The sequence below is a fragment of the Phycisphaeraceae bacterium genome, from assembly GCA_020851465.1.
GTDB lineage: Bacteria > Planctomycetota > Phycisphaerae > Phycisphaerales > Phycisphaeraceae > JADZCR01.
The window spans coordinates 89448-110668 of record JADZCR010000007.1 but is presented as its reverse complement, the minus strand read 5'-3'; the positions used below and the strand labels follow the sequence as shown (position 1 = coordinate 110668).

Here is a 21221-nt window from a genome sequence, read left to right as displayed (position 1 = left end):
TACAACAAATCGCATTGGTCTGGTTCGCTTGATCGCTGCTTTGGCTGTGGTAACAGGCACGACTGCATTACAGGCTGCGGTTCTCTTCGATGAACAATTCAACGGCAACAGCCTCGACCCCGCATGGGCTGTCTCCACCAGTAACGTCTCCGATTACAAATACTCAATCGCATCCTCGATGCTGACTTTTACTGACAGCGATCCTGCTGCCACCTATCAGTCTGGCGATTTCCCCAGTGCGATCAGCGTGACAACCGACACCAGTTGGGGAAATATTTATTTCCGGCGCACCCTTTCGGGAACGGAGTCGGACTTTACCCTGACCTTCGCATTCAACTGGGATAACAACGTCGTTGCCGGCAGCTATTCAACCAATAACGTTCAGCCCATGCCGGCTATTCTGATCAATCTGCGGGATGGCTCAAACAACCTCATCGCCACCGCGGGAATGCAGGACGACTGGTCCTCGGCTCGTGCCAAGCGAATGGGGACCATCAATGGGGTCAGTCACGACGGTGCCATCAACGACCTTCCCTTTGTCTCCAATGGCTCGACAGTCACCATCACCCGCACCGGTAACGGCATCAATAACATCACGATGACCTGGGCTGGGGACGGCGCCACCGGCGGCTCAAACAACTACCCGATCACGGGGACCAACACCGCTCCCCTGGCTGCGGTGGAGATCCAGATCAGGCGTTACCGCCATGATCCCACTGATGCGCGGACCGGCTTGATCAACGTGGATCAGGTCAAACTGGAAAACGCGCTGATCCCTGAACCCGCCAGCCTGGCACTGCTGACCTTCGGCGCAGCTCTGATCTTCCGTCGTTCGGCGTAACTCCGCTCATTTTCACCTTCAACAACCTCACCCACGATTCAAGCTGTCCGACCAGGACGCTTCCACCGTGCTGCGCGACCATTGCGATATCGTCTGGATTCTCCTCGGTCCAGTTGAAAAATCGGCGCAATCGTGAAGCCATTCTCCTGCGGATCGGGATTGAATTTCGTCAAAGAGTCTATTCCGACAACACCTCTCGCCTCCGGTAACATGTTGCGCCAGCCGCACAGAGGCGACTTTACAGGGAATCCGTTCCATGGCTGCGAAACCACGTACTCCCAAAAGGCGATCGGATTGTTTTTTCGGGTTGCACTTCGATTTGCACCCCCACAAAGATGATCGCGATCTGGGTAGAAACGTCACCACAGATCTGGTACGTCGGATCATTCGCGCCGCTCGGCCGGACTATCTCCAATACGACTGCAAGGGACACGTCGGCTACATGGGCTATCCCGACAGCAAGGTCAGCACCTCGGCGGGCGGGCCGGGGAGCAAAGGCATCATCAACGACTCACTGGCGATCTACCGGCGGGTAACCGCGGAGGCAGGCATCAGCCTGTTCGTCCACTTCTCCGGCATCTGGGACAACGTCGCCTGCCTGGACCACCCCGAGTGGCAGGCTGTCAACCACGACGCTGCAAAACCTCACGAAGGAATCACGCACGTCTTTAGTGATTATGTGACGAAGCGGATGATTCCACAGATGAAGGAAGTCGTGGACCGCTACAACGTGGACGGCTTCTGGGTGGATGGCGATTGCTGGTCGGTGCGGCTGGATTACTCGCAGCCGACCATCGAGCGATTTCGTGCAGCGACCGGTTTGAGTCAGGCCCCGATCCAACCGGGCGATCCGGGATGGGTCGAGTGGTGCAATCTGCATCGCGAAGGATTCTTTGATTACGTGCGCACCTACATGGATGCGCTGCATGCGTACAAGCCGGGTGAGGCAAGGATTCAGATCGCCAGCAACTGGCTCTACACGCCGACGTGTCCCGAACCGATCAAGTCGGATATCGATTTCATTTCCGGCGACTATGCGCCCACCGACTCGGTCAACTCCGGGCGCTGGAACGGCCGTTACATGGCCAGCACGGGCTTGCCGTGGGATCTGATGGCCTGGGCGTTCGTCTCAAACACCCATCAAGGCCATCAATACAAACCGGCGGTGCAGCTTCAGCAGGAAGCGGCTGTCGTCATCGCCCTTGGGGGCGGATTCCAGATGTATTTTCACCAAGACCGGCACGGCGGCTTTGCCGACTATCACATCAACGTGATGAAGGAAGTTGGAGCTTTCTGCCGTGAGCGGCGGGATGTCTGCTTCAAAACTGAAACCGTACCGCAGATCGCCCTCGTGCTCGACACGACCAGCCTTTTCAAAAACACCCCGCAGTGCTACGCACCGTGTGCTGGTGATTACGAACGTATTCAAGGAATCATGATCCAGACGCTCGATGCTGGGCACAGTGTGGACGTTCTGGCTGATCACCATCTGGCGGGACAGTACGACCGCTGGCCGGTAATCATCATCCCCGACTGGGAATTTTTGCCTTCCGGACTTGTGACGGAACTGGTGGAATATGCTCGACGCGGCGGCAGCCTGGTCCTCACCGGTGCCCAGACTTGCAGACTGTTCCGCCAACATCTGGGGGTCGAACTCGATGGTGATGCAGTGGAGCAGCGGCGCATCCTGCAGGGGCGCAATGGAGGCTTCGTCAGTGACGGCCCTTCAACAGCCATCACCGGGCGATGGCAGAAGATCAAGCCTTCCGCAGGTACGAAAGTCATCGCATGGTCCAGTCCCGACTGGGCTGCGACAACGGATCTCCAGCCGGCTGTCACCATCGCGCCGCTGGGTCGCGGTCGAATCGCAGGCGTATTCGGCCCGCTCGCCGAGTCCTGTTTTCACAATCGCGCGCCGTGGACCCGTGACCTGATCGACTACCTGCTCCGCAGGCTCTACACGCCGACCGTCACCATGCGGGGCGGAGGCTCCCGGGGCCTGGTCGATCTGGTCGTGCGTCAGAAAGGTGACCGCCTGATCATCAACCTCTGCAATCTGAGCCGGCAGCGGTACAGCTCGCCGCACTATTTATTGGTCGATGCAATCCCGCCGGTCGGACCGATCGAGTTGGCAATACGCCGTGATGGTCGTCCCCGGCGCATCACGCTGGAGCCGGGCGGCAAGCGATTGGCGTTTAAGTGGAACAAGGGAACCGCAACGGTCACCGTGCCGGAGGTCCACATCCACGCTGTGGTAGTCGTGGAGTAGCCGATGCGATGACCGCCGCCTGTGCGTAGCCGCAGAGCCGGGTCGCGGATTATTTCTCCTGATACACGACAACCGGCGCGATCAGTCCTCCCGTACCCAGTTCGTTGAAAAACTTGCGGGTACAGAAAATTGCGATGGTATTCTGGCCGCCCGCGTCAAGCGCGGAAGTGATGTCAAAGGAAAAGGGATTGCAATAGCCGTCGGCTTCGTCCAGCGTCGCTTCGGGCTTTTTGTCGCTGGCGGGAGAAACGTACGGCACATGCTTGCCGTTGACGAAAACCTTGGCGGCACCATCGGTGGCACCGAGCCACAGGTACGTCTTCTTGCCCGCGACGGGTTTCACCGAGACCGATGCGCGGTACCACATCGACTTGAAGTAGTCGTGGTAGCCCAGCGTGGACCATGTTTCCACCGCCACGTCGGTCGTCTTCCACGCTTTATCGTCAAAGTTTTTCCCCGCGTAGCCTGCGGCTTCGCCCTGCTTTTCGGGATCGGCCAGGTATTTCCACTGGCGGAGCGGCGGCGTGGTGAGGATCTTGAAGTCACGGGCAATCCGTGACGCATCGATGTAGGTCAACTCGTAAAAGCTCTTGAAATAAGCTCCTCCCATGGTGTGAGGAGTCCAGGACACCTTCGTAAAAGCGTAGTTTTCCTGGTATTTCTGACCCAGCGCGACTGCCTGCCTGGTCCATTCTTCCGCCTGCGTCGCAAGGTTGGCGAAACGCCCTTCCGCCTGATCGTAGCGCATCTGCATGAAGGACTCGAAAAGCTTGAGTGAATCATCCGCCAGCGCGACGCGCCGCTTTTCCATGTCGGTCTTCGCGGCTGCGATCGCAGCATTCATCCGCTGCCTTGCGCCGGCCATCGTCTCTCTGGTCCAGCGGCGCAGGTAGCCAAAGCCGCATCCCGAATACTCGGGTACGTTCGTCCAGGCGTCATCGATGAACTGCCAATAGGCAGCCATTTCCAGCGCGGCGTGGCCGTAGAGCTTCTCATTGATTTCGCGGTATATGTCAGCGGGTTTCAGCTTCGCATCAAAGGCGAGACGATTAGCCATGTACAAAGCGTGCATCGACGTCTCGAAGTTCGACGTCGTCTCCGGCTGCCAGAACCGGCAATTGCCCTTCTCCAACACGTAGGGAACGTCGTGTCCCCATTTGGTAAGCATCGGATTCGGAGCCACCGGCTCGGCGAGGAACCAGCCGTAAAAGTAATAGCTGGTCATCCGAGCTTTTTTAGCCCAGCCCTCGACGAGATAACGCAGCTCCTTATTACCCGGAACATTCGGGTCATCCATCGGGTGAGCGCGAGCGTAAGTGATGGGCGCGATCTGGGGCACGATCATCGGATTCACGCTCTCCCGCACCGGCGGCCTCGTGTAGTTCACATAAGCGAGGATGCCCAGAAGCAGATCCGGCTGCTGTTTGGAAACCCGCTCTGCGATACGGTTGGCCAGCACCATGAGTCGATCGGTGATTGAGATTTCACCAAAACCGGGATCCATATCTCCCGCATCGAGGGCGCGATCCTCAGGGGAGTTGTCAAAGCCCATGCCATCGTCGGGTGAAAGCGAGTAGGACGGCTGGGGATTTTGTGCGTAGGCTGCGAGAATCTTGTCAGCGATTGCATCCGCCAGCGATTGACTGCTCCACTTGAGCCGGTGACCGCGAGGTTTGCCATTCACCGTGCCCTGCCATTCGGGATGAGCTTTACGGTCTTCTTTGGTGATCCAGGAGTTTTCCAGTGCGTGGCCGGCGTTGAGTAAAAGGCCACCCATGCGGTTGCGGCGGCGATAGGGTTCATCCGCATACCAGATGCTGCGGTAAATGGTGAATGGCGCGGAACTGAAGTCGGTACTGGCGATCTTCACCGTTTTGGCGGTCGGAATCACTTCTCCCAGATCGCCGGGCATGTACCACCGACAACCCAGACGGTCGAGTAACTCGTACACAGCATAACTCGTCGCCAGATCAGACTCACCAATGAATCCGATGCCTTTGGGGGAAACGACCAGTCGGAAACCCTGCTTGTAGGGCGCGGACTCACCGGATTTTCCAAATTCTTTCTCCGCTGATTCGCCGGCGAGGATCGCAAGGCGTGTGTCACCCGCTGGACGCGCGGACTCGGCGACAACCTCCACCTTCGCACCCGACATCTTCTCCAATGTCTGCGCCAGATCCTCAAGCGATTCACGGAGACGAATCCGCTGAACCTCTTTCTCTCGTCCGGGCTCAATCAGTTCTTGTGATTTAAGGTGGGGATCATCGGGCGCACCGACTCGATCAGGCATGACAATCACAGCCAGTGACTGCCCGTCACGAATGATCGTGACCGCTGGCCCTGCAGGGGCAGGTTTCGCTGATGGTGATTCCGCGGCTACCGCGGCTGATTCCATTGAAGCACCCTGCTGACATCCGATGGCAAGGGCAAGCATCGGAATCAGAATGGAGAACAAAACGGCCAGACGATCGCGCAAGCTGTGAGAGATAGTCATGTGCATCTCCGATGACGGTATAGGACAGAATGATAAGCGGTCGAGCGAAAAAGGTCGTGCAGCTCATGCTGAACATTTTTGATGTGCAGGACGAATGTACGCTGTGATAAATCGCAGGCAGAGGGATGCGAGTGTCACCTCGCGGGCGATGGTGATGAGCGCGTAAAAAAACCGACCGGCCCAGAAGGCCGGTCGGCTTTGAAATCAAACTTTGCAGACTGTTCCGAAGCTGCTGTTCGAATTAGAACAGGAGCTGGAACTGCGCCCGCAGGACGAGCTGGCCAGCGTCGTCGTTCACGTCGTCGAGCAGGCCGGTGTGGCCGGTGTTCGCGCCGGGAACGCTGAAGATGCTGGAGTCGTCGCCGCTGGTGGACTGGAACGCGTAAACCGCGTCAGCCGAGAACTTCGCCGCATGCTGGCGGAAGTAGTAGTTGGCACCGACAGTGATGATGTGCACATCAGCCGGACCAGTGCCGCTGGTGGCGTTTTCATCATCATCGATGTTGATCCACTCATAGCGGACATACGGTTCGAGCTTGTCAGGGATGACCATGTAGCCGGCCTGAACGACCGCGCCAAAGTTATCCATGCCGTTGTCGCCCGCGTTCTCGGTACCTTCAACATGCTGGCCGACGATCGCGGCGTAGATGCTGAGGCCAGCCGACTCGAACGAACCATCGACGGTCCACGAGAGACGGTTGTCACCCAGACCGCTGCCAAACCCGCCGTTGAAGTCGGGGTTGAGCGGAGGAGTCGGAGGAGCGCCGACCGTGTTGGCCAGGCCGGTGTCCACGTTATCCCAGTTGACCGCGGCACCGATGACGAGGCTGGTCTCCTGACCTGACCACGCCGAGAAGTCGCGGATCTGATCCCATGAACCCATGAGCTTCACATCGAGGCGGCCAGTGATCGCGAAATCAGAGGCGTCGTTGTTGAAGTTCTTGGTGAGGGGGTATGCAGCGCCTGAGTCGTTGTTGACTTCGCCAGAGCCCGGACCGTCGTTGATGGTCAGGTTTGCCCTGAAGGTGTCATTGGTCCAGGTCGCGGCGAGACCTTCGACACGGCCGGTGCCGAAGATCGCACTGACAACCGAGCGCTCAATGGCGAGCTGGTAACGGCTGTCGGTCATATCCTCGCGGAGGAAGGTGTCCTTGAAACGGCCACCGCTGATCACGAGGTTGTCCGTGAGCTGATAGGCGATGGTCGCCTCGTCAACAAACACGGCGTTTGAGCTGGAGTCAGTCGAGGCACCGACGGCAGCTGCACCACCACCGGGAGCGAGAACCACGCCTTCCGAGGAAGACGTGTCACGGCCGGTCGCCAACTGTACGGTGTACATGAGGCGGGGTGAGCCGATGTGACCATCGAAGCGAAGCTTGACACGGTTGACTTCGAAGCCTGCTTCGTTGTCATCCTGTGGGCCATCGCTGCTGTCCTCTTCGCTGCGGAAGTTCGCGATGTAGCGAACTTGGATCTGACCACCGACGTTGAGGCGGAAGTTTCCGTCCTCGCTGGCGAGGAAGAAGTTCTTGCCGTTGTGACCGGCGGTCATGCCGTTCTCGAGCAGGCTGGCGCGGGTGTCCGCGTCGGCGAGCACTTCACGGACCAGGGCCTTGACTTCTTCAGCCCGCTGCTGGTTGAGCCAGCTCTCGGACTTCTGGCCTTCAAGCTGCGAGACCTTGGCGGTCAACGCATCGATCTTGGCCTGGAGGGCTGCGTCATCGGCGTTGGCAACGCCCGCGACACCAAGCAGCAACCCGCTACCGAGGGCAAACAGTTGTTTGCGACTTGTCATCTACGTCTCTCCTTAAAAGTTACCGCTTGTGGTCGGACATTCATTGCCCCCTTCACACGAAGGCGGGCTGCCCTTCCATCCCGGCCAACGCAGCCGAGACTCTGCCGACGCAACGAGCGCCGACGGAACAATCCTGATTTGCAAGCTGGTGACGTTCACCAGCATTGTCATCCTTGATGCGAGAGGTTGATTACCAACTGTAATAAACCTCTGTGCCTCTACACGCTTCGGTCATCCCAACCTCGGCGCCCTGGTCTGACTGATTCCGCAACTCCGCGGAACCATCATTACTTTCTTTCGCCCAATCTGCAAGGGGAGTATCCCCCATTGGCTCAGGTCGATATTGTGCGGATGCCAGTCAAGTCGTCAAGCCCTGTCAAGCCCTTGTGAATTACTCGTCAATATCGGACTCAATCAGAACCCTGTTTCAATTTCTCAAATTCCGATGCTATTGCGTATCTCCAAGTATCGTCAAACCTGGCTGTTTTCAGCCACTTTTCTTTATGCTTCAACTCCAAAGCTGTTGCGAATCCCCAGCATCCGCCAGGGGGAATAAGGCACGAATGAGCCGGCCAGATCAACCGCGAACATCCAGTTTCGTCCCTGAATTCTGGGCAAAACCACGGACCTGCTGCTGAACTTCCATCGCAGAATCAAGCAGAGAAAGCACCGCCGCTGCCTGCGCCTTCTGAACATTTCTACTCTTGACCGCCACAGCAATTCCTATCTGGTTGGCCATGAATATCGAGTTCAACCTGCTGGAGTCAATCGCACTCATCACTCTCCCCATCGACCACGAACCTGAGCACCTTAAAGATTTCTCATGAAAATCTCCAGCATTTAGACGCAATTTATTGTAATTTATACTCTTACGTTAACAACCATCGCGTGAACCGGACAATCCGCGTTTACAGTATTGACGTGACGTCCGGTAATAAAATTTTCGTTAGATGCTTGACGAGGGTGCTCCGAAGGCAGCCCGTAGCTTCGGGGCGATCACTTCATCTCCTCGCCCACAAAGCGAAATCGCGGCAGAGTTTTTCCGCTGACGGTGACTGATTCACAAAACATCGTCCGTGGCCGCACCCATAATCCGTGCTCACCATAAAGCGCGCGGTAAACGACCAGTTCCTCCATAGTCTCACTGTGTCGTGCGATGCCGAGAACTTCGTAGGCGTTGCCTTTGTAGTGGAGATACCTGCCGGGTCTGGGTTCTCTCCCATCAACGGATGGGTGATTGTCGTGGTTCACGTTGATGCCTTGCCCTTTCCAAGTTGTTTCCTGATCCGGCTGAGCAGACACTCTCTTCCCACGGGCATGAGACAAACCAGCCCGCGATTTCATTGATTCAGCATCAGCCGAACTTGATTCCAAACGGATCAGCCAGCTGAGTCATGTCATCACGAAAGCGAGCCAGCGAGCTTTCCGGATCCGCTCCGTACATCGTGCCGAACCATTCCCCGCTGAGATAGCCTGTGTAGCCGGCCTTCACCAAGGCGGCGAACATCTCCTCCATTGGCATCTCCCCCTCCCCAACGGGCTTGATCGCCACCTGGTCCGGATGATTCATCGCATCGTGAAAATGTGTGTGACGGATCAGATCACCCATCGCGGCAAAGGTTGCCTCGATCGACTCGCCTTTACGAAAAGGGTGCATGTTGTCGTAGTTGATCCCGGCGGAGGGATGATCCGCTCTGTGAACAGCGGCGGCTGCGTCGTGGGCCTTGCTGAACGTGTCATGCGTCTCCAGCCAGAGCTGCACACCTGCCTGAACGGCCTCCAGACACACGTGATGCAGATGCGTCGCCACGCGGTCAATGGCTTCGGATACATCAACGCCATCCGGCAACGGACCGCAAAAAACACGAAGGGCCGGCGCACCCATCTCCTGCGCCAAGCCGATCAGCGGGCCAGCCTCGTTGACGGAGGCGGGATTAACCAGTTGCAAACTCGTCGCCAGACAGCACGGTTCAATGCCTGAGTCACGAATCATCCGTGCCGCATCACGCCTTAGAGCCGGCCCGGTTTCCACCTCGACTCCGTGCAGGTGATGCGCATCGACGCGCAACTCGACGCCTTGATACCCATGTCGATGAGCCGCGTCGAGCACCTGGGTGAGCGTCCACTCCGGGCAGGCAAAGGTCATAAATGAGAGTTTCATGGAATTTCCAATCGTTACGGGAAAATCAGACACTGGACCAGACAGCACCTGCCCGTCAGTCGTCGGGCTAACCGAAGGAGCCGTACGCCAAGATCGCAAATCATTGAGCTAAAATCAAAAACAAAAAACCCGCTACAATTCTGCTCTTTTCGCCGCTTACTCAAAGGATCCCGCCGTGCCTCAGCAGATCTGGCTCAATGGCAAGCTAGTACCCACCGACCAGGCGACCGTGAGCGTGTACGATCACGGTCTGCTTTACGGCGATGGTGTCTTTGAGGGTATCCGTATCTACGGCGGGCGCATCTTCAAGTGCGCCACACACCTTCGCAGGCTTTTCGAGTCCGCCAAGGCTATCCGTCTCGCTATTCCCTACACCGCCGAGCAACTCACCGCAGCGATGCGTCAGACGATGCTAGCCAACGGACGGACGGACGGCTACATCCGCCTCTGTGTGACCCGTGGTGCCGGCCCCTTGGGGCTAAGCCCCTTCACCTGCGAAAAGCCGAGCGTCTTTATCATTGTCGAGAGCCTGCTTCTTTATCCTCGTGAGATGTACGAGAACGGCATGGCGGTGATCACCGCATCGACGATCCGCAATCATCCTGCTGCGCTCTCGCCACGCATCAAGAGCCTGAACTATCTCAACAACATCCTCGCCAAGATCGAGGCCCACGACGCCGGTGTGCCCGAAGCCATCATGCTCAATCATCAGGGGTTGATCGCCGAGTGTACCGCCGACAACCTTTTCATCATCAAGATGCGTGGCGGTGAAAGCCTGGGGCTTTCCGGCATGCCGCGGATCATGACGCCGCCCCTCCATGCCGGCGCGCTCGAAGGCGTGACCATGAACACCGTCATCGATCTGGCTGTGCGCAACGGTCTGACGGTTGAGCGCCTCGATATGACTCGTCATGACATCTACACGGCCGATGAAATGTTCCTCACCGGCACCGGCGCGGAGATTATCGCCGTGACCAAGGTGGATGGCCGGGTCATCGGCAGCGGCAAGCCGGGACCGGTGACGACGAAGCTCATCGCTGCATTCAAGGCTCTGGTGGCCAAAGATGCGCCGGAAGATTGATTTCCGATAGAGCGAGGCTGCTGTCTGATTCATCAAGTCGAGTCCGACAGCCCTACGCGATAGGAATGAGTGCAGTGTCTTCCTCGTCCAATCCGAAATCCGACATCCGAAAGCTGACCTTCCTGACGGGAGAGATTCCCGGTATCGGCGGCGTCATCAAGCAACGCCCTGAAGATTTCCTTGTTGACGAGCAGCCGCTTTACGAACCTTCAGGTACCGGCGAACACCTTTACGTCTTCATCGAAAAGCAGGAACTGACGACCAGTGACGTGGTGCGCCACCTGGCGCGCGTGTTCCGCGTCGGTCGGGGTGACATCGGGTATGCCGGCCTGAAAGACAAGCACGCAATCACACGGCAGCACTTGTCGGTTTACCTGCCCGACAAGTCAAAAGATCAGGAATTGATGAAGCTCGTGGACACACCGCGAGTCAAACTCCTCTGGGCGCAGCGGCACGGCAACAAACTCCGTCGCGGCCACCTGACTGGTAATCGCTTCGTCATCCGAATCCGCAATGTCGAACCCACCGCGGTCATTCACGCCAAGCGTGTTCTCGATCGTCTGGTCGCGCAAGGCGCCCCGAACTACGTCGGTGAGCAGAGGTTTGGATACCGCAAGACCAATGGTGAGCTTGGACGGTTGCTCCTGCTGGGTCGCTTTCAGGAAATGCTCGATCTGATGCTTGGTGAGCCGCGTGAGACGGACTACGAGCAGACCCGTGCAGCGCGCGAGGCCTATGAACGCAGCGACTACGCTGCTGCGCTGGAACTCTGGCCTCGACACCTCAAGCCCGATCGTCAGGCACTTGATGCGCTGCGTGGCGGCAAAGGCCCTGAGGCGGCGGTGCGTGCGATCGAACTCCAGCAGCGCGAGTTTCTCATCAGCGCGTTCCAGAGCGAGGTCTTCAATCGCGTACTCCGCGAACGAATCGAGCGCGGATTATTCGCCCGCCTGGTGGACGGCGACCTGGCGTGGAAACACGACAGCCGCGCCGTGTTTGCCGTCGATCAGGCAACCGCAGACACAGAGAACGCTGACGGCGGCCGCATCGCCTCGCTTGCCGTGTCACCGTCAGGGCCGATGTGGGGCATCGGCATGACAAAACCCGCCGGCCAGGTTTTGACGTGGGAAGAAGAAGCCCTGCGAAGTTTTGATGTCGATGAATCCAATTTCGCCGGCGGTCCACAGGGTACCGCCCAGGGAAGCCGCAGGCCGATGCGCACCACCTTGCGTGATGCGGAGATTTCCGGCGGTGTGGATGAACATGGGCCATATATCCGAACGGCCTTTGAATTGCCGCGAGGCTCTTTTGCGACGAGTATTTTGCGTGAGATCATGAAGTCCGACGACCACGCCGCCGCGGAGGAAACGGGGGAAGAAGGATGACCGGACTCGAACCCCGATCAGTCAAACTGCTCGTGAGCGTGCGAAACGCTGCTGAAGCCGACATCGCTGTAAATTGTGGTGCTGACATCATCGACGCCAAAGAACCTTGTCGCGGCTCACTCGGTCCGGTTGATGCTCAAATACTTACCGAGATCATTCAGAAAGTCGCTGGGCGGAAACCGATCAGCGCAGCCGGAGGTGAACTGCTCGATCACCCACCCATCACGCTGCCGACTGGATTTGAATACATCAAAATCGGTCTGGCCAACGCACAGCAGCGGAACTCCTGGCCCGATATGCTGGAGAAACGCTTTCAAACCTATGGCCTCGCCCGGCCTGTTGCGGCGGCATACGCCGACTACCAGCGAGCCGGATCGCCGCCTGTCACCGAAGTATTCGACTGGGCACAACATCATCGCGCGGCGGGGTTTCTCATCGATACCGCAGTGAAGGACGGTGCCGGCCTGTTCGACTGGTTGACCAGCCGCGAGCTGTCAACACTCATCACCGCTGCACGCAAAGCTGACATCCTCGTCGCTCTGGCGGGTTCGCTGGCGGGTGAGAGCTTGGAAAAAGCACTGCAACTCGAACCGGACATCGTGGCGGTACGCGGTGCAGCCTGTCCGGATGGCGCGCGGGAAAAAACCATCGAGTGTTCGTGTGTTCGTGCTCTGGCTACGCGCGTCTCAGATCACAACAAGCGGGTGGGTGCTCGCGCAAATTGACGATCTCAACCGCAGCGATCCTGGAACATGCCGCAGGAAAATCTGCATCGACGATCCCGCATTTTGCTGCTTGTTCGGGATCGCAATTACCGTCCGGAAGTGTTGATTTCAGGAGTGTAAGCCTGCACGCACCCAGCCTCGATGCTGCGTGAGCAGCGATCGAGTCGCTCGTGAACGTCCAACGATGCGGAATGTGAACGCCTTCATCCGCTTCACGCTCCAGCCATGCGACAGGCTCCATGATCGCGAGCTTTTTCCGCTTCCACGCGGCTTCGCAAGACTGTCGATTCCCAACAAGTTCGGAATCTTTCATCACGGATGCGAGCATTTCCGCGTTCAACCGCATCGCACGAATCGCCAGCCAGTGGGCGACGGATTCATCGAGACTGAAAGCCCGGTCAAAATCGCGCACGACATCCGCTGCCGCACCGCCACCGACGACCAGCAGCATGGTTGCCGACTGTGTCTTGCGCCATTGCTCGAATCGTGTCAGCAGATCGGAAAGATCGAGCAGGCTCCCGCCGAGCTTCACGACATGAATGGGAGAAACCGACATCGCGAACACCTCTCGTCACGTCAAACCGACGATTGCACCAGACGTCAAGACTGCAACCTCAACAGTGCCCACGCGCAAGCTGCGACAGACGCTTTGCTGCCGATCATTTCGGACATACGGACGATTTCCATTTTTGCTTTCGCCTGATCCATCCAGGCATGCACGCCACGGCATGCCATGAATTCCCCGCTTCCACTGACGACGACCCGGCATGGATCGTGTGTCGCAACGCGAGTGATGGCTCTGATAATCCGGTTTTCCTGTATCCCGGCGAATATCCGGGCGATTTCCACTGCGTCGTTGACGGTGAGCATCTCCAGATCGGCACCGATCATGCGAACGATCCGGGCGGCGGAAAAAGTTCTGGTCCTCGGCCGGCCGTCAGCCGTGTCACAGTCGTCAGAGTTTTCCGGAACATCCCCGGTTAACAGATGCACATCGTCAAGGGTGGCGAACCGCTCCGCCATCAGGGGAAATGTTCGCTCACGCCAGGTGATCACCTCCGCCAGTGCCATCAACGGCGTCCGCTTAACACCAAGGTAATCCAGCTCGGCATTGGCGAGACGATCCATGTCTGTCGATCCCTTTGCCGCCACCCGGCCGCGTGACAGCGGAATGATGTCCGTGGTTGTGGAGCCGACATCGACAAGCAGCGCCTGATCTTCGGGAAATCGCCGGGCAACCCAGGTCGCCAGCGCGTGCCAGTTCGACGCAGCCACCCTGAGTGGCTCAGCACGCGCAGCAGCGGCATCGACATACTTTTCCGCAGTGCTCCAGACGCGCACTGAGTCGCTGCCGAGCGTTTCGACAGCATCGAGGATGTGGTTGACTCCGTGGCGTTTGGTCTCGAAGCAATCGCATAACTCACCGGTCATCGTTACGCGCAACTCGTCAAAGCCGGGTCCTGACCGCACAACTTCGCGGAGCTTTTCCGCCAGATTTTCCGGCTCTTTCCAAAGCGCAAATGAGACGGACCATGCCCCGCCAGCGGAATGGGCTGCCTTGATATTGGCTCCGCCGATATCCAGCGCCAGCACAGCCATCAAGTGCTCTCCCAGCCGATACGTCCTGATGCGTCATAGCTCACCACGCCGTCTTTCCACGCCAACGGCGCAGCGGGGTTGAGCAGCGCAGCGGCCACGCTCGTCTTGCAGAGTTGTCTCAGTCCGACGTATGCGACGCTCAGCCGGGCGTTAACTTCGATGACATGATCCCCTGCAGGCGCATCACCCAGCACGAGATCGACGCCGACATATCCGCGCAGTCCGGGAACAGCGCGTACAGCTCGTTCCGCCAGGGCAAACGCCCGCTCGGCGAGACGGATGGGCAGCGGCATCCGTCCGCCGTGGTAGTAAAACTGCTGCCTGCCGCGCACGAACTGTTCACCAGCGCGGAGCGGTCGCGGTTTACCGTTATGAACAATGAACGCAGCACTGCTCGCCAGACCGGGAATCAACGGCTGCACGATCCAGTCATCCGCTCGCGGCAGACGGCTGAAGTCTTCGACTGTGTGACAGACGAATGTCCGCTCGCATCCCGCACCGCTGCGTGGTTTGACGACCACCGGCCCATTCATCAACTTTTCGGGCAGCCCCAGTGTCGTCACCGGCGTGGGAATACCCAAACGACTAAGCACATCACAGAGCTTGTATTTGTCGGATACCAATCTGACTGCGTCGGCTTCGCATCCCAATGAGCGAACACCCGATGACTCGACCCGCTCGATCCAGCGCAGCAGCAATCCGTCAAACTCCGGTGCGATGACCAGTGCTGCATCCGCCGACTTCACCAGCCGGTCAAACACCGCATCGAAATCAGATCCCGCAGGCACTCGCGTCACCTTGGCGCCAGTCAGGTCGAGCGGCACTCGTTCATCGAGCGTGGTAATGACTTCATGCCCCAGAGCGACAAAATCCTCGACCACCGCGCGGAGCATCGCCCCGCCTTCCCAAACGAGTTTTGAAGTCAGTTCCTCGCCCGAAAGCCCGCCCCCGCAGATATGCTCAAAAATAAGGATGCGCATCCTGTATCAATGATACGACATCGCGTGTGAAGAATGATGCTGATTCAAAACAAGTTACCGCAGGCGGAGCGGGCCGCATGAAATCTCACGGCCGCATGGGTTGTGCCCACGCGGTCGGCAACTTGATCGCACCATTGCGCAGTGCGACGAAAAGGCCTGCTGCGATAAGATCCGCGGATGTTCCCGGATTTCGCAGGTTACCCTCCGCACGCAGGTATTTGTCCAATTCGACGAACTTGGCGCGTGTCTGTGGGTCACCCTTGAGTGCAGCCTCGAACACTTCCGCTGCCCGATCCTGACATTCATGGGCAGCCTCGTCGCCGCATTTCCGACGGATCAACGTATCTGCTTCAGCTCCCATCTGCGCCACATGCACCCATGTAATCGCTGCATCGAGAGGATAGCGTTGCGCGAGCACAATCAGATCGGGCACGATGCGTTTGAAAATGTCATCGAATCCGCTGGCGTATTGCCTGGCGATCGCATCGCGGTCGGCTGCCAGGGTCATCGCGGAGATCAGACTCATCTTTGGCCGGTCATGCACGTCGCCGTGTTCTACACGGCCAAGCCCGCCCGGTCGCGCAAGGGCGATCGCTTCGTACACCGCGTCGGCGTCGGCCTGCGTCAATTCCGCCAGCACACGCGGAACCTCGGTCTCCAGCGGTTTATCCAGAGGCACAGCGCATAACGGAGCCAGCAGCAGGATCATGCCCAGGTTGGTATTGCCCCGCGCCACAGCCTGAGTCGCGCGAACACATTGCAGAACCGTCGCTCCGACACCCTGCTCGGCGCAGCGGTCGAGTACCGGACCAATCGCCAATGCGCTGGCGACAAAATCGAGCCAGTTCGTATCGCTGAATGATTGATTGACGGTCACATTGCCGGCTTTGGCTGCACTGACCTCAGCAATACACGCCAGTTGCGCGAGCTGGCCGACGGTAAAGCCGAGGATTTCATCATTACTCGAGGTATCGCGGTTCATCACGATACTTTAACCGCACCGGCAAGCGCAAAACGCAGAACCTCAACCGCGATATCTCGACCAGTCACACGCGAAAGCTCGCGCCATCCGGGCACAGCGTTGACCTCAAGCACCAGCGGGCCTCGCTTTGGATCAATCGCCACATCCACGCCCGCCACAAGAGCCTCGCAACTCCCGGCAGCCCGAACCGCCAATTCACTGAGCGTCGAGTCGGCGACGAATGGCTCACCCGACGCGCCGCGTGCGACATTCGTCCGCCAATCAGCAGCACGACGTCGCATCGCAGCAATGACCCGGTTACCTAATACGAAAAGCCTCAGGTCTTCTCCGCCATGCGGCACGAAACGCTGAAGGTAGATGACGGATTGGATTCGTTCGAGGGCGGCAAAAATACGATCGGCGGTATCGGCATCGCTGACTCGCGTAAGACCGAAACCTTCTGATCCGAAAATCGGCTTGATGACCACATCTCCGCCAAGCTGATGAAACGCCTCACGTGCATCGCTCAACTTCTGACAAACCACCGTCTCCGGCACGAGAACAGCCGCCGCTTCAAGTCGCGCCAGCGCGAGGTATTTATCGACAGCCACTTCGATGGCACGCGGAGGATTCACCACATGCACACCGCTGCTTTCGAGTCGCTGCATCAAATCCATGCGGAAAACAATCTGCTCGAGCGACCCCGGCGGCATGGTGCGTAACAGCACAACCGTCGGCTGCGTCGCATCAAGGATGCAACCATCCACCGAGATGGCCGGAGCCAGACCGACACGCCCCACGAGGTTTCGCCATGAACAGGCGAAGAGCTTGTGACCAAGCAACCCGGCAGCGCGTGCCAGATCGCCGACATGCCAACCCGTGCCGCTGGAAAGAGAGACAAGACGCATAACGCGAGGATAACGAAGAATCAGGGCACGGTATAGAGACGACGAGTTGCTGATCTGTGCGTGAGCCGCGACGGATTTTATTTTTTCAGTACGCCACGACTGTATTGCGAACTGCGTCGATCACCGCCCACTGGTTCACCGGATTCAATGAACCGCCGAAGGGAAGCGTGCCGGTGTGACCGTCGGCGTAAACAAAGTTGGAGGCTCCGCCGCGCGAGCCTGGCCCTGAGCCGAGATGGCGGCTTTGTTCCAACTCCGTTGCGTCGTTGCCGATGCTTTCCAAAAGGTCCATGTAGTAATGCGCGCTGCTGTGGACTTTTTCACCAAACAGAATGGTTTCGGATGGAACTTTGACGTTCTGTTCGAGCATCGCGTCGGTGTAACTGTCGGTGCCGAAGTAATCATTCCATCCGTTGATGATGTAGCTGCGCGGTGCCGCATCGGTGGGATAAGCGGGATTCAACGCACCGGTTGCAGGGTCTGTCCCGTCGCTGGGGCAGATCAGGAGCGTGACAACCTGGTAGTTGTATTCAAGGAGTGCGGGCCATCGAGGCAGCGCCCCGCCGTAGCGCGGCGTGTACGAACCCTTGTTGTCGTTCGCATAGATGGTGAGACTCTGTCCGAATTGCCGCAGATTACTCGCGCAGGCGATCCGCCGACCTGCCTCCTTGCCCATACCAAGGGCCGGCAGAAGCATGCCAATGAGAATCGCAATGATGGCGATGACGACAAGCAGTTCGACGAGGGTGAACGCACGGACAGCAACGGAGCAATCTCGCGCCGTAATGAAATAGTGACAGCCGTGATGCGTTCTCATTAGAGGCTCCTCCTCAATTTGTCATACGTACCATCGCTTGAGGTATTGCCATGGGAACACGAACCTGGGCGCTGATTGTCATAGCGGTTTTGCTCGGAGGATCGTACGTCTATTTTTTCACCAGCCTGTTCGAGCGTGAAGAAATCCGCATCGTTTACCAGCTCCGGCCCGAAAGCGTCGTACAACCGACTAATGGACGACGACCGCGAAAACTGACCGCGGAAACACAAGCCGGCGTGTTTCCTGTCGTCTTCACGTTCGATAAAGAATATGAACTCACGAAGTTACAGGTGTTTATTGCGTCGGAATTGAAAGCCAATTCTGATGCGACCCCCATCTGGTCGCTGATTCAGGCCAATCCTGACAAGCCGGTCAAGGTCAAGGGATTTCGCTACGGAAATGTTCCGCGTGGTATGAAACCAGCGGAACCGGAGTTCAAAAAAGCACAAACGCTTGGACCGGATATCACCTATTTGCTTCGCGCAGAGACCACCCGGCTCAAAGGTGAAACGGAGTTTCGGACCAAAGAACTGGCGAAGGATTAGCTGTCTCACTCACATGAACAATGGTGACCTTATCGGGGTTATTTCCAGCCGGTCACCATCTGGTCTGTACGGAAAGATTCCCCGGCTCAAAAAAAAGAGCCCCACTCGTACTGGGGCTCTCTGGAAAATGCGTTGAAGCATCTTGGTTTAAGCGACGAAATTTTCCACGGCGGAATCGTTCGTTTGGCGATTCCTCTCTTCGGCGCGCTCACCTGCACGAGTGAGGTACTGCAAGCCGTAGTTTTCGATCTTGCGATAAAGTCGCTGCCGCTGGATCTGGAGCAGTCGAGCAGCTTCGGATTGGTTGCCCTCCGCGATGCGCAGAGCGTGAGCGATCTGGTTGCGTTCCATCATCGCCAGTGGAATCACAGGTTCATAGATCGAAGGTGAAGCGGAGGGCTTCGCCAGACGAACTTTGTCAGGAAGGTCATTGGCTGTGATGCAGTCGGAGCCACCCGCTGAAATTGCCTGTTCGATCACAACGGCAAGCTCGCGAACGTTATCCGGCCAGTTATACGCCTGAAGCGCCTCGAGCGCGTCGCTGGAAAGCGGTCTGGCTTTCTCTCCGAATAGTCGGGAAATCCGTGCGACGAAGTGCTCCGCCAGCGGTACCACGTCCTCAATCCGTTCACGCAGCGGCGGCACCCGGAGTTGCACAACATGCAGCCAGAAAAAAAGGTCTTCGCGGAATCTGCCGCGCTTGACTAGTGCTTCGATATCACGATGCGTCGAGGCGATGATGCGCACATCGACCGAGACGCCCTTGCTCGCACCGATCGGTACAACCGCGTGCGACTTGATCACCTTCATCAGCCGGGCCTGGAAGTCCAGCGGCATGTCGCCGATCTCATCCAGATAAAGCGTGCCCGTATGCGCAGTACGGATGAAGCCGTGAGTCGGCGGCGTCTGGCTCGCATCATCGCCGGCCGATCCGAAAAACTGCTTCTCCATTCCCGGATCGTTGAGCGTTCGGCAATCCACCGCGACAAACGGCCGATCAGCGCGATCACTCAAGAGATGCAGTTGTCTGGCAACAAGCTCCTTACCCGTACCCGGCTCGCCTAGAACGATCGCGGTGCAGTCGCGCCGGGCAGTCAGTTGAGTCGCTGTGTACAGCCGGTGCATGGCTGCGCTGCGAAAAACCATCACGGGCTGAATCGACGGAACAGATTCAGCGGGCGTCCTGATTAACGAAACTGGCGGGTGACTCTCATCACCAAGCGTGACGGTAATCGGAAGTGAAGTTGGTTTGCCGATCTCGATGGGTGTTTCCTTCACGGTGTCAGCCCTCAACTTCTGAGTGATGGAAGAACGCAATTGTTCTCAAATACCACTTCACCTATCGGCGAATGGTTCTGTTTCACAACAATTCCAGGCCGTGAGCAGAGCTGCCATCGGGAAATGAGCCGCCAACACAGACGTGAAAAACTCGCCTGCCGGGTCGCGTTGGTTCGACTGACCGGAAAGTCGGCGCACTCTTTACAAAACCTCCTACCGCATCAACAAACGATAAACCGGCACCGACTATCAAAGTAGAAAACTAGACTTCAACACCTTGATTTTCAATTGCTTACGAAAATCGCTGACCCGTGATGGGGCATACCTCCACCCGCTTGATGCGGAAGGAGTAACACGGCAGGAAGTTTCGAGTTGCGAGTAAGGACTCGGCGCATGGAATGGTTTAGCTCCGCGCGGACGCAGAGTGAACCAGCGGAGGATGTGTGATGTCACAAAGCTCAGCTTGCTGTCAATGACGGGCATGCTGTGCGTGCGTAATGCCTGTGCATCAGGACGCGAGCTTCCTGAAGTTTTCCAGGCTGATGCGGACCGATTCGAGCGGATCACCTTTCACCCAGTTGGAATCCTGCTCGATAATCAGGTAGCGCACGCCTGCCGCCGGTGCTGCCGCCACAACCGCCTTCATATCGACAATGCCTGTGCCCACTTCGGCAAATCCGCGACCCGCTCCTTTTTCCATGTCTTTGATATGCAGGCAGGGCACACGACCTGTCAATTTCTTGATCCACTTGATCGGATCATCGTTGCCATGCTGTACCCAATACACATCAAGCTCCGCAGCAAGAGGTGGATTGGACTCGTCAAAAATAATTTCCATCGCACTTTTGTTGTCAGCATCGGCGAATCGCTGAAACTCAAAACTGTGATTGTGGTAGGCATAGGAGATCCCCTGGGCCTTGGCGTCCTTTGCAGCCTGGCAGAGAGTCTTGACCGCTTTGCGGTACTCAGCCGCGGTCTTTTCCATATTCCAGCTCGGCAGGCCGGAGATAATCACGTCGTAGCCAAGGACGCGGGCGTCGTCGATGTGACGCTGAAGCGTTTCGGGCTTGCCATCGATGTTGATGTGCGCCGAACACGCCTTGAGGCCGAGTTTATCCAGGAGTTTGCGAATGTCCGATGCTTTGCGGTTATAGAGACCGGCGAATTCAACATTTTTGTAGCCGATCTTTGCGATCTGCGCGAGCGTCCCTTCAAAATCTTTTCCGAGTAGGTCTCGAACGGTGTAGAGTTGAAGGCCGATGGGGATTGCCATGATGTTTTTCCTTGAATTACCTTTGCTGATCGGTTCCTGACCCGCTATCCGCGTCAGTCGACCGCACGCTATCTAATCTAAGACGAGGGAAGGTAGCGACCGCAGCCCT

19 protein-coding genes are annotated in these 21221 nt (G+C 57.7%); 6 read left to right on the top strand and 13 right to left on the bottom strand.

Annotation, left to right across the window (positions count from 1 at the left end):
• Window positions 1-841 (top strand): hypothetical protein (locus IT444_10460; GenBank protein ID MCC7193190.1); only part of this gene is annotated, 841 nt, incomplete at its 5' end.
• A gap of 256 nt (window positions 842-1097) precedes the next feature.
• Window positions 1098-3110 (top strand): hypothetical protein, encoded by a 2013-nt coding sequence (locus tag IT444_10455; GenBank protein MCC7193189.1) that lies wholly within the window; start codon window positions 1098-1100, stop codon window positions 3108-3110.
• 49 nt (window positions 3111-3159) lie between these two features.
• Here IT444_10455 and IT444_10450 read toward each other — a convergent pair whose 3' ends face one another.
• The 5 genes from IT444_10450 to IT444_10430 all read right to left on the bottom strand — a co-directional run bounded on the left by IT444_10450 (window position 3160) and on the right by IT444_10430 (window position 9560).
• Window positions 3160-5604, bottom strand: coding sequence for a DUF4838 domain-containing protein (locus IT444_10450; protein MCC7193188.1), 2445 nt, complete (start codon window positions 5602-5604; stop codon window positions 3160-3162).
• Window positions 5605-5845: 241 nt separating this feature from the next.
• On the bottom strand, window positions 5846-7399 hold the full coding sequence (locus IT444_10445) for a hypothetical protein (protein MCC7193187.1): 1554 nt from the start codon (window positions 7397-7399) through the stop codon (window positions 5846-5848).
• 577 nt (window positions 7400-7976) lie between these two features.
• Complete coding sequence (locus IT444_10440) at window positions 7977-8138, bottom strand: hypothetical protein (protein ID MCC7193186.1); 162 nt, start codon at window positions 8136-8138, stop codon at window positions 7977-7979.
• Window positions 8139-8395: 257 nt separating this feature from the next.
• Window positions 8396-8650 (bottom strand): DUF1653 domain-containing protein, encoded by a 255-nt coding sequence (locus tag IT444_10435; GenBank protein ID MCC7193185.1) that lies wholly within the window; start codon window positions 8648-8650, stop codon window positions 8396-8398.
• 103 nt (window positions 8651-8753) lie between these two features.
• Window positions 8754-9560 carry a sugar phosphate isomerase/epimerase gene (locus IT444_10430; GenBank protein MCC7193184.1) on the bottom strand — a complete coding sequence of 269 codons (807 nt, stop codon included), beginning with the start codon at window positions 9558-9560 and terminating at the stop codon, window positions 8754-8756.
• 187 nt (window positions 9561-9747) lie between these two features.
• Between IT444_10430 and ilvE the strand changes: the two genes are divergently transcribed.
• From ilvE to IT444_10415, 3 genes are all read left to right on the top strand, one after another.
• Complete coding sequence (gene ilvE / locus IT444_10425) at window positions 9748-10641, top strand: branched-chain-amino-acid transaminase (GenBank protein ID MCC7193183.1); 894 nt, start codon at window positions 9748-9750, stop codon at window positions 10639-10641.
• 74 nt (window positions 10642-10715) lie between these two features.
• Window positions 10716-12026 (top strand): tRNA pseudouridine(13) synthase TruD, encoded by a 1311-nt coding sequence (gene truD / locus IT444_10420; GenBank protein ID MCC7193182.1) that lies wholly within the window; start codon window positions 10716-10718, stop codon window positions 12024-12026.
• Window positions 12023-12751, top strand: a complete 729-nt coding sequence (locus IT444_10415; protein ID MCC7193181.1) for a hypothetical protein — start codon at window positions 12023-12025, stop codon at window positions 12749-12751. Before truD ends, IT444_10415 begins: the two co-directional genes overlap by 4 nt.
• Here IT444_10415 and IT444_10410 read toward each other — a convergent pair.
• The 6 genes from IT444_10410 to IT444_10385 all read right to left on the bottom strand — a co-directional run bounded on the left by IT444_10410 (window position 12702) and on the right by IT444_10385 (window position 18016).
• Complete coding sequence (locus IT444_10410; protein ID MCC7193180.1) at window positions 12702-13307, bottom strand: hypothetical protein; 606 nt, start codon at window positions 13305-13307, stop codon at window positions 12702-12704. The genes IT444_10415 and IT444_10410 overlap by 50 nt on opposite strands.
• 44 nt (window positions 13308-13351) lie before the next feature.
• A complete protein-coding gene (locus IT444_10405; GenBank protein MCC7193179.1) occupies window positions 13352-14350 on the bottom strand; it encodes a hypothetical protein in 999 nt (332 codons plus the stop codon).
• The gene (locus IT444_10400) at window positions 14350-15330 is read right to left on the bottom strand and encodes an ATP-grasp domain-containing protein (protein ID MCC7193178.1); all 981 of its coding nucleotides are present in this window, start codon (window positions 15328-15330) and stop codon (window positions 14350-14352) included. Before IT444_10400 ends, IT444_10405 begins: the two co-directional genes overlap by 1 nt.
• An 85-nt stretch (window positions 15331-15415) precedes the next feature.
• On the bottom strand, window positions 15416-16312 hold the full coding sequence (locus IT444_10395) for a triphosphoribosyl-dephospho-CoA synthase (protein MCC7193177.1): 897 nt from the start codon (window positions 16310-16312) through the stop codon (window positions 15416-15418).
• Window positions 16312-17199, bottom strand: a complete 888-nt coding sequence (locus tag IT444_10390; protein ID MCC7193176.1) for a RimK family alpha-L-glutamate ligase — start codon at window positions 17197-17199, stop codon at window positions 16312-16314. Before IT444_10390 ends, IT444_10395 begins: the two co-directional genes overlap by 1 nt.
• Before the next feature lie 85 nt (window positions 17200-17284).
• Window positions 17285-18016 (bottom strand): prepilin-type N-terminal cleavage/methylation domain-containing protein, encoded by a 732-nt coding sequence (locus IT444_10385; GenBank protein ID MCC7193175.1) that lies wholly within the window; start codon window positions 18014-18016, stop codon window positions 17285-17287.
• A 50-nt stretch (window positions 18017-18066) separates the two neighbouring features.
• Here IT444_10385 and IT444_10380 point away from each other — a divergent pair, with 50 nt between their 5' ends.
• Complete coding sequence (locus IT444_10380; GenBank protein MCC7193174.1) at window positions 18067-18561, top strand: hypothetical protein; 495 nt, start codon at window positions 18067-18069, stop codon at window positions 18559-18561.
• A 147-nt stretch (window positions 18562-18708) separates the two neighbouring features.
• On the opposite strand, the gene IT444_10375 is transcribed toward IT444_10380, so the two are convergent.
• Complete coding sequence (locus IT444_10375; protein ID MCC7193173.1) at window positions 18709-19839, bottom strand: sigma-54-dependent Fis family transcriptional regulator; 1131 nt, start codon at window positions 19837-19839, stop codon at window positions 18709-18711.
• A 508-nt stretch (window positions 19840-20347) separates the two neighbouring features.
• On the bottom strand, window positions 20348-21112 hold the full coding sequence (locus tag IT444_10370) for a sugar phosphate isomerase/epimerase (GenBank protein ID MCC7193172.1): 765 nt from the start codon (window positions 21110-21112) through the stop codon (window positions 20348-20350).
• Between the last annotated feature and the right edge of the window lie 109 nt (window positions 21113-21221).

Bases quoted from the DNA above. Each gene is read 5' to 3' on its own strand.
- IT444_10455 (MCC7193189.1), top strand. From the start codon at position 1,098: ATGGCTGCGAAACCACGTACTCCCAAAAGGCGATCGGATTGTTTTTTC.
- IT444_10450 (MCC7193188.1), bottom strand. From the start codon at position 5,604: ATGACTATCTCTCACAGCTTGCGCGATCGTCTGGCCGTTTTGTTCTCC.
- IT444_10445 (MCC7193187.1), bottom strand. From the start codon at position 7,399: ATGACAAGTCGCAAACAACTGTTTGCCCTCGGTAGCGGGTTGCTGCTT.
- IT444_10440 (MCC7193186.1), bottom strand. From the start codon at position 8,138: ATGGCCAACCAGATAGGAATTGCTGTGGCGGTCAAGAGTAGAAATGTT.
- IT444_10430 (MCC7193184.1), bottom strand. From the start codon at position 9,560: ATGAAACTCTCATTTATGACCTTTGCCTGCCCGGAGTGGACGCTCACC.
- IT444_10415 (MCC7193181.1), top strand. From the start codon at position 12,023: ATGACCGGACTCGAACCCCGATCAGTCAAACTGCTCGTGAGCGTGCGA.
- IT444_10410 (MCC7193180.1), bottom strand. From the start codon at position 13,307: ATGTCGGTTTCTCCCATTCATGTCGTGAAGCTCGGCGGGAGCCTGCTC.
- IT444_10405 (MCC7193179.1), bottom strand. From the start codon at position 14,350: ATGGCTGTGCTGGCGCTGGATATCGGCGGAGCCAATATCAAGGCAGCC.
- IT444_10400 (MCC7193178.1), bottom strand. From the start codon at position 15,330: ATGCGCATCCTTATTTTTGAGCATATCTGCGGGGGCGGGCTTTCGGGC.
- IT444_10395 (MCC7193177.1), bottom strand. From the start codon at position 16,312: ATGAACCGCGATACCTCGAGTAATGATGAAATCCTCGGCTTTACCGTC.
- IT444_10390 (MCC7193176.1), bottom strand. From the start codon at position 17,199: ATGCGTCTTGTCTCTCTTTCCAGCGGCACGGGTTGGCATGTCGGCGAT.
- IT444_10385 (MCC7193175.1), bottom strand. From the start codon at position 18,016: ATGAGAACGCATCACGGCTGTCACTATTTCATTACGGCGCGAGATTGC.
- IT444_10380 (MCC7193174.1), top strand. From the start codon at position 18,067: ATGGGAACACGAACCTGGGCGCTGATTGTCATAGCGGTTTTGCTCGGA.
- IT444_10370 (MCC7193172.1), bottom strand. From the start codon at position 21,112: ATGGCAATCCCCATCGGCCTTCAACTCTACACCGTTCGAGACCTACTC.